The organism is Atopobium sp. oral taxon 810 str. F0209 (assembly GCF_000466405.1).
In the GTDB taxonomy this organism is placed as follows: Bacteria; Actinomycetota; Coriobacteriia; order Coriobacteriales; family Atopobiaceae; genus Olegusella.
On record NZ_KE952933.1, the window covers coordinates 22492 to 28491 of the forward strand.

Below are 6000 nucleotides of genomic sequence, written 5' to 3' on the forward strand. Positions count from 1 at the left end.
GGTTCACGATTCATCAGCCAGCGTCGAATTGGGTTCCTAATTTCCCACCGACGCAAAATTTATCAGGCATTTTGTGGAGCAAAACGTGAAAAAGGAACCCTTTTTCGGGTGGGATGTTGACGGTGAGTCTCTTGCGGTAATTCGCGCGGCAACCCTCGCGGTAACTTTTTCAGTAACTTTTACAATAAGTGTTTCAGTAAGCCAGTGAGCGGGCGCCAGTATTAACAATGTGTCCCATCTACCGAGTTGAGCTGCACAAGAGTCGCCAAACGGGGCATACTGTATCCAGCACAATTCAAGCGATTTTTGCTTTGAGGCTCTCAGAGAAAGGTTCCGATATGGCAGTGGATGAAAGCCCTATCCTTGAGTTTGGCGACGAGATGAGTCAGGCTCCCACGACAACAATTCCAGAACCAAGTGCGCCTACGCTTGAGTTTGGCACCAACCTGAGTCAGCCAGCGCCCGCGGTGACGCCGCTCGCGACCATTAACGTTGATGACTCGATGCTGTCTGAGTCCGAGCGTAAGCAGGTCGATGAGTTTGCAGGTAAAATTGACCTTGCTCAATCTGGCGCAATTTTACAATATGGCGTTGGTACACAGAAAAAGATGGCTGACTTCTCTGATCGTACTCTGGAATCCGTCCGTACCAAGGACTTGGGAAGTGTGGGCAACGAGATTACTCAGCTCATTGTTGATCTCAAGGGCTTTGACCCCGAGGAGACCGATCAAAAAGGTTTCTTGGGCTTTTTTAAAAAGCAGGGCAACAAGTTGCAAGAGCTCAAAGCTCGTTATGCCACAGTAGAAAATAATGTGGAGCGCATCTCGAACGAGCTGCAAAAACACCAGATTCAGCTGCTTAAAGATGTCGATCAGCTTGACCACATGTATGACTACAATGTCACCTACTTCAAAGAGCTAACAATGTATGTGCTTGCAGGCAAGCAGAAGCTGGAAAAGGTTCGTACGGAGGATTTGCCCGCAGCTCAGGCAAAGGCGCAGGCAAGTGGTTTGGCAGAAGATGCTCAGGCCGCGCGCGATTTAGCGCAGCAGTGTGATCGTTTTGAGAAGCGCGTCTACGACTTGGAGCTCACGCGCCAAGTAGCCTTGCAGACCTTCCCGCAGATCCGCTTGGTGCAAAACTCCAATGCTGTTATGGCTGAAAAGATTCAATCCACCATTGTTAATACTATCCCTTTGTGGAAAAACCAAATGGTCATCGCTTTGGGTGTGCAGCATGCCACTCAGGCGGCACAAGCCCAGCGTGCAGTGTCCGAGATGACCAACGATTTGCTTAAGCGCAACGCCGATCAGCTCAAAGTCGCTACCGTAGAAGCGGCAAAGGAGTCCGAGCGTGGCATCGTTGACCTTGAGACTCTACGCCACACCAATGAGCAGCTCATGTCGACACTCGATGAGGTTATGGCTATTCAGAAGGAAGGTCACGAGAAGCGTATCGCTGCTGAAGCCGAGCTTGCCCAGATTGAAGGCGCGCTCAAGCAAAAACTCCTTGAGGTTTCATCACACTAGATTCTTCGCGTTAGAGGAATGCTCCTTTACACTAAAAGAAAAGCTGGGTGCTTTTGGGTGCCCAGCTTTTTGCATTGCTTTTTATATTGCTTGAGATAATAGTGATCCTAGAGAGGACGTGAATCAGCACGGGGACCGTGGTCATCAGCAAGGCCATCTTGGGTCAACATAGTACGCAGTACATGCATGTCACCCTGTAGATCCCATGCGGCATCCTGCAACAGGTCATCTGCAAGTTTATTAAAAGACTCGTTAATAACATCAATGGTGGTCTTTATTTCCCTGCGTGTGGCCTCAGCATTGGGGCCATGCTCATCATGCTTGTCGAGGTCGGCATAGGCATCCACCAGCTTGCCTGTGGTTGGCAGATAATAGTTGAGGAACTGCGTGAGTTGATCGACCGTATCGGGACGCTCATTAACGCGTGCGGTAATACGGCGCACATTTTCTTCAAGTACATCCAGCTTGTCCGACATCTCCTTTTCTTTGATGATGTCGTTCGCCAAATGAATACGTTGGATATAATCCTTACCTTTTGCCACTGCATCGGCCACTTTTGGATTGATAGGAGTTTTACTTGCGTTGTCTGTAGTGCCATTGTTGGTGTTCTGCTTGATGGATTCAGGAGCGGGAGCTGCAGTTTTGCTACGCGCAGCTACACGCTCAGAAGTTTTTTGCTTTGTCTTTGGCAAATCTTTGCCGCCCGCCTCTTTAAAAGCGTGATCGGTTAAATATAAAACCGTTTTGCCATCCATGGACTGACGAATACGACCTTGAGGAATATAGCCCTGAGAAATACCTGTCTGCACCATTTTTGTGGTATCGCCGATAGAGCTCTCCGTTTGAAGGGCAATCTCTTCAAGACTTAATGCTTGTCGCGTACTGGCAATACGAGCAAGTCTTTCAAGATATCGATGTAATTTGCGTTCGCGATAGGCGCTTCTTGTAAGCTTGCCAAACAAATAGGTAAATCCACCAAAAATAACGCTGACAAAGAGGCTTGGAATAAGGGATTCTCCAGACAGGCCAAAGATACTGCTTAAAGTTACTATTCCGTTTATGCCTGTCAAATAGCCAAAGCCAAACATTTTTGCCATAGCACTAGTCTTTTTGCTGCGCGCACGTACTATGTATGGGCTAGGACCTGCTAAAGCCCGCGAAAATGAGGCGCTTGCGGACTTGATTGAATGTGAAACGGATGCCGAAAGGCCGGCAAAGTCGGCGGCTTCGACTGCCTCGTTAACCTTGCCCATAACGGTTGAGCCTAGGTCGTTGAGGCTATCGAGCATATCAGGAGGGGGCGGATAGCCAGGACCTGGTGTCTCGTATGTTGGCGTTTCTTCGTCGATAGGCTGCTTATTGGTCATAGTTCCTCTTCGAGCCGTCAGCGGAGCTGGCGTTAATAGTGAGCTGGCTGCATCACCATGACGCAGTGCCTTTATTTTATGGCAGTTGAGGTCATTAATCATGCCCAGCAGAAAATGACTCCATAAGTTTAAATTTAATAAGCAAAACTCCAATATTTCGCAACAATGCACTGTCACACGGACAAGCAGAGTAACCGTCAAGGAGAACAGCTATCAAGCAAATCAATCGCTAAGAAGGGCATTGCTCTGCTTGGCCAAGAAGTCGCAGAGCTATGAATGAAGCGCAGCTAGCAGATTTGCCATATTGCACCAACCATCTGTTGAGGGGCGAGTGGATACAAAAGCGTTTGTTGCACCTGCAAGCGCTGCCTGCGACTTGGGATTGTTAATGCCGTTACGCATGAGCATGAAGGTACCCACATGTTTTGCCATCTCACAGTCCGCTGGGGAATCTCCGCAAGCTAGACACTCATCAGGATCCCAGCCCATCAGCTCGATGTAGCGTGCCACAGCTGAACCCTTATCGAGCCCGCGCGGTGTAATGTGATAGGTATGTACATCTTCAAGGCGCTCGCCTGCAACGGTGGGCAAGATAGTGTCGCCAGTAATACGCGTGACCATGCCGTTGTCTGCAAGGTAGAGAGGCAATCCTGTCTCATCCATCATCTGGCGGACTTCGTCTTCCATGACGGCGCCGCGAAATGCGACTGACACTTCGCGGTATTGGTAGCCGATGCCGTTGTCGTTGTAGAGTTCCAAAGAGTCAAACCAGCGCTTTTGCATACGCTCGACAATGCCCGTCTCTACAATGACTTCATGCGGGGTTTTCCCGCAGTTAGGATCAAAAGACATGTCTGCGGTGAAGTACTGCCAATCACTGGTGGTGCCCTCATGCAAGCAGAGTATGCCACCCATCTCACCAATCCAGCCGGGGAGTCCTAGCATGCGTACGACCTCGCGAATCATCGCGCGGCTGCGACCGGTGCATGGAATCACATCGATACCAATGCGCTGCAAAGCAACAAGGGCTTCCGGTAATTCGACAGATGGGCTGCCTGCTGAGTCACAGAGTGCCGAACCATGCGTAACCATGGTGGCGTCTGTGTCACTAATGATGTGTTTGATGCGTCCAAAGCGCTCTTGCAGATAATCAGGAAGCAGGGCGGGAGCAGAAGGGAATGTCGGCAAAGATAGAGCTGGCATACATTTCTCCTTTAGGATGCAACGAGTGGTAACACTAGGATTGTTGATTCAGATGTTCATGCATAGCACGTAAAAAGAGAGTTTCGTCGGTTTCGCAGGGTAGGAATTCGTCGCCTACGTGCTGGCGGGTCTCATCTCCCTTAGCGAGCAAGCAAAGCAGAGCAGGTGTTTTTTCTGCATAGGCAAGCTCAACTGCACGGGCGATGGCATCGGGGCGACTGGGGATCGACTCGGCGTGTTGACCAGCTGGAGTTGCGGCAAGCAGTTCCGCATTGATATCCTCAACTCGTTCATGAGCTGGATCTTCTTCGGTATAGATGAGAACATCCGCCCATTTTGATGCCTCAAGTGGCAATTCCTGGCGGCGTTCTTGGGCTTTGCCGCCTGGCGCACCAAAGACCGCAATAATACGGCGACCAGGGAACTCTTTGCTTACAGAAGCAAAGAAGCGCTGGTAGGAGAGCTTGTTGTGTGCATAGTCAACAATGGCAGCCACATGGCGCGGATCAGGCGAGTCCAAAAGCTCCATGCGGCCAGGTACGCGACAGCGGGCAAGGCCAGCACGAATTTGACTGCGGCTGATGCCCAACAGTTGGGCTACTGCAATTGCACATAAAGCGTTATCGACATTAAAGAGACCGGGCATGCCAAGATGCATGATGGCAGTCCAAGCAGGTGTGTGCACGGCAAAATCTACCGTGCCTTCACCTGGCGTGATGTGGTCAGCCCAGATATCAGCCGTGATGCCAGCAGTACTGGGAGCCGTTCCGTCTGTGCTGGCAACGCCAAAGCTGACAAGCTTGGTGCAATGTGTAGCAGCAGTGAGTACCTCGGGCAAATGGTCGGTGCCTAGCCCTATGACCGCTGTTTTTGCATGCTCAAAAATACGCAGCTTACTTGCAAAATAGTCCTCAAAATCTGGATGCTCGCGTGGCGAAATATGATCACGACCAATGTTGAGGAAGCAGGCAATGTCGAGGTTCAGTCCGTCAACGCGGTCGTATTTTAGTGCTTGGCTTGAAACCTCCATCACCATGGGGCTGTGTTGAGTTGTTGAAGCATTATGCAGGTAACGCCATAGGTCGGGGGATTCGGGCGTGGTGTTGTGGCTCTCCTCATTAACCACACCATCATAGGTGGCAATAGAGCCAATGACTGATGCGGCTGATCCCAGTTCACCTCTGCCATCGGCACCAGCGTCAAGGATGTAGCGCAGCATGTAGGCAGTTGTGGATTTACCTTTGGTACCTGTGATGCCTACAATATTCAGATCACGGTCAGGGTGCCCCCAAGCTTCCGCTGAAACAAGCGCCATTGCACGGCGAAGGCCACTGTCTGTAGTGACAAGCGCGGGAATTCCTGGCGCGATAGTCGCCAGCTCTTTGGCGTGGCTCTCATCACAAAGATAGGCAACGGCGCCCTTTTTTAGAGCTGACGTCAGATATGCTGCGCGGAAAGCTAAACCTTTGCAAATGAAAAGATGATGTGCTTTCACAACACGAGAATCGCAGTCTGCACCAGTAATGACCTGCTCTTCTTGGCCAAAGAGCTGGGCGCTCGCGGTCAGGAGTCCGTGAGTTTTTAGTAACTCGGCGATATTTAGCACTGTAGTATTCATGCATCTCATGATACACTCTCGTGAGCACTCGCGAACACGCGGGTTATGGGCGATTGGCGCAGTGGCTAGCGCAGGTGCTTTACACGCACAAGGTCGGGGGTTCAAATCCCTCATCGCCCACCAGATGTCTGATGTGTCCGAGACCCCTGCGGTCTCGGGTTTTTTGTAGGCGGATTGGTTTGGGCGCTGGGATCGCAAGGCGCGCTTGCCCGCCATTGCCGCAGGCGGTTCACAATGCGCCCTTTTACTCGCATTTCCCTACAGGCGGTTCAATAAGCGCCTT

4 protein-coding genes and 1 tRNA gene are annotated in these 6000 nt (G+C 50.9%); 2 read left to right on the forward strand and 3 right to left on the reverse strand.

From position 1 onward, the window contains the following. The first annotated feature begins 338 nt into the window (after window positions 1-338). The gene (locus HMPREF9069_RS00110) at window positions 339-1529 is read left to right on the forward strand and encodes a toxic anion resistance protein (protein WP_232204006.1); all 1191 of its coding nucleotides are present in this window, start codon (window positions 339-341) and stop codon (window positions 1527-1529) included. Window positions 1530-1636: 107 nt separating this feature from the next. Here HMPREF9069_RS00110 and HMPREF9069_RS08705 read toward each other — a convergent pair whose 3' ends face one another. From HMPREF9069_RS08705 to HMPREF9069_RS00125, 3 genes are all read right to left on the reverse strand, one after another. Beyond that, on the reverse strand, window positions 1637-2896 hold the full coding sequence (locus tag HMPREF9069_RS08705) for a 5-bromo-4-chloroindolyl phosphate hydrolysis family protein (RefSeq protein WP_051317734.1): 1260 nt from the start codon (window positions 2894-2896) through the stop codon (window positions 1637-1639). A gap of 270 nt (window positions 2897-3166) precedes the next feature. Further along, on the reverse strand, window positions 3167-4099 hold the full coding sequence (locus HMPREF9069_RS00120; protein ID WP_021625029.1) for an HAD family hydrolase: 933 nt from the start codon (window positions 4097-4099) through the stop codon (window positions 3167-3169). Window positions 4100-4133: 34 nt separating this feature from the next. Continuing rightward, window positions 4134-5726, reverse strand: a complete 1593-nt coding sequence (locus HMPREF9069_RS00125; RefSeq protein WP_035437786.1) for a Mur ligase family protein — start codon at window positions 5724-5726, stop codon at window positions 4134-4136. 38 nt (window positions 5727-5764) lie between these two features. Here HMPREF9069_RS00125 and HMPREF9069_RS00130 point away from each other — a divergent pair. Beyond that, window positions 5765-5840: transfer RNA gene (locus HMPREF9069_RS00130), tRNA-Val, on the forward strand. Window positions 5841-6000: the final 160 nt, after the last annotated feature.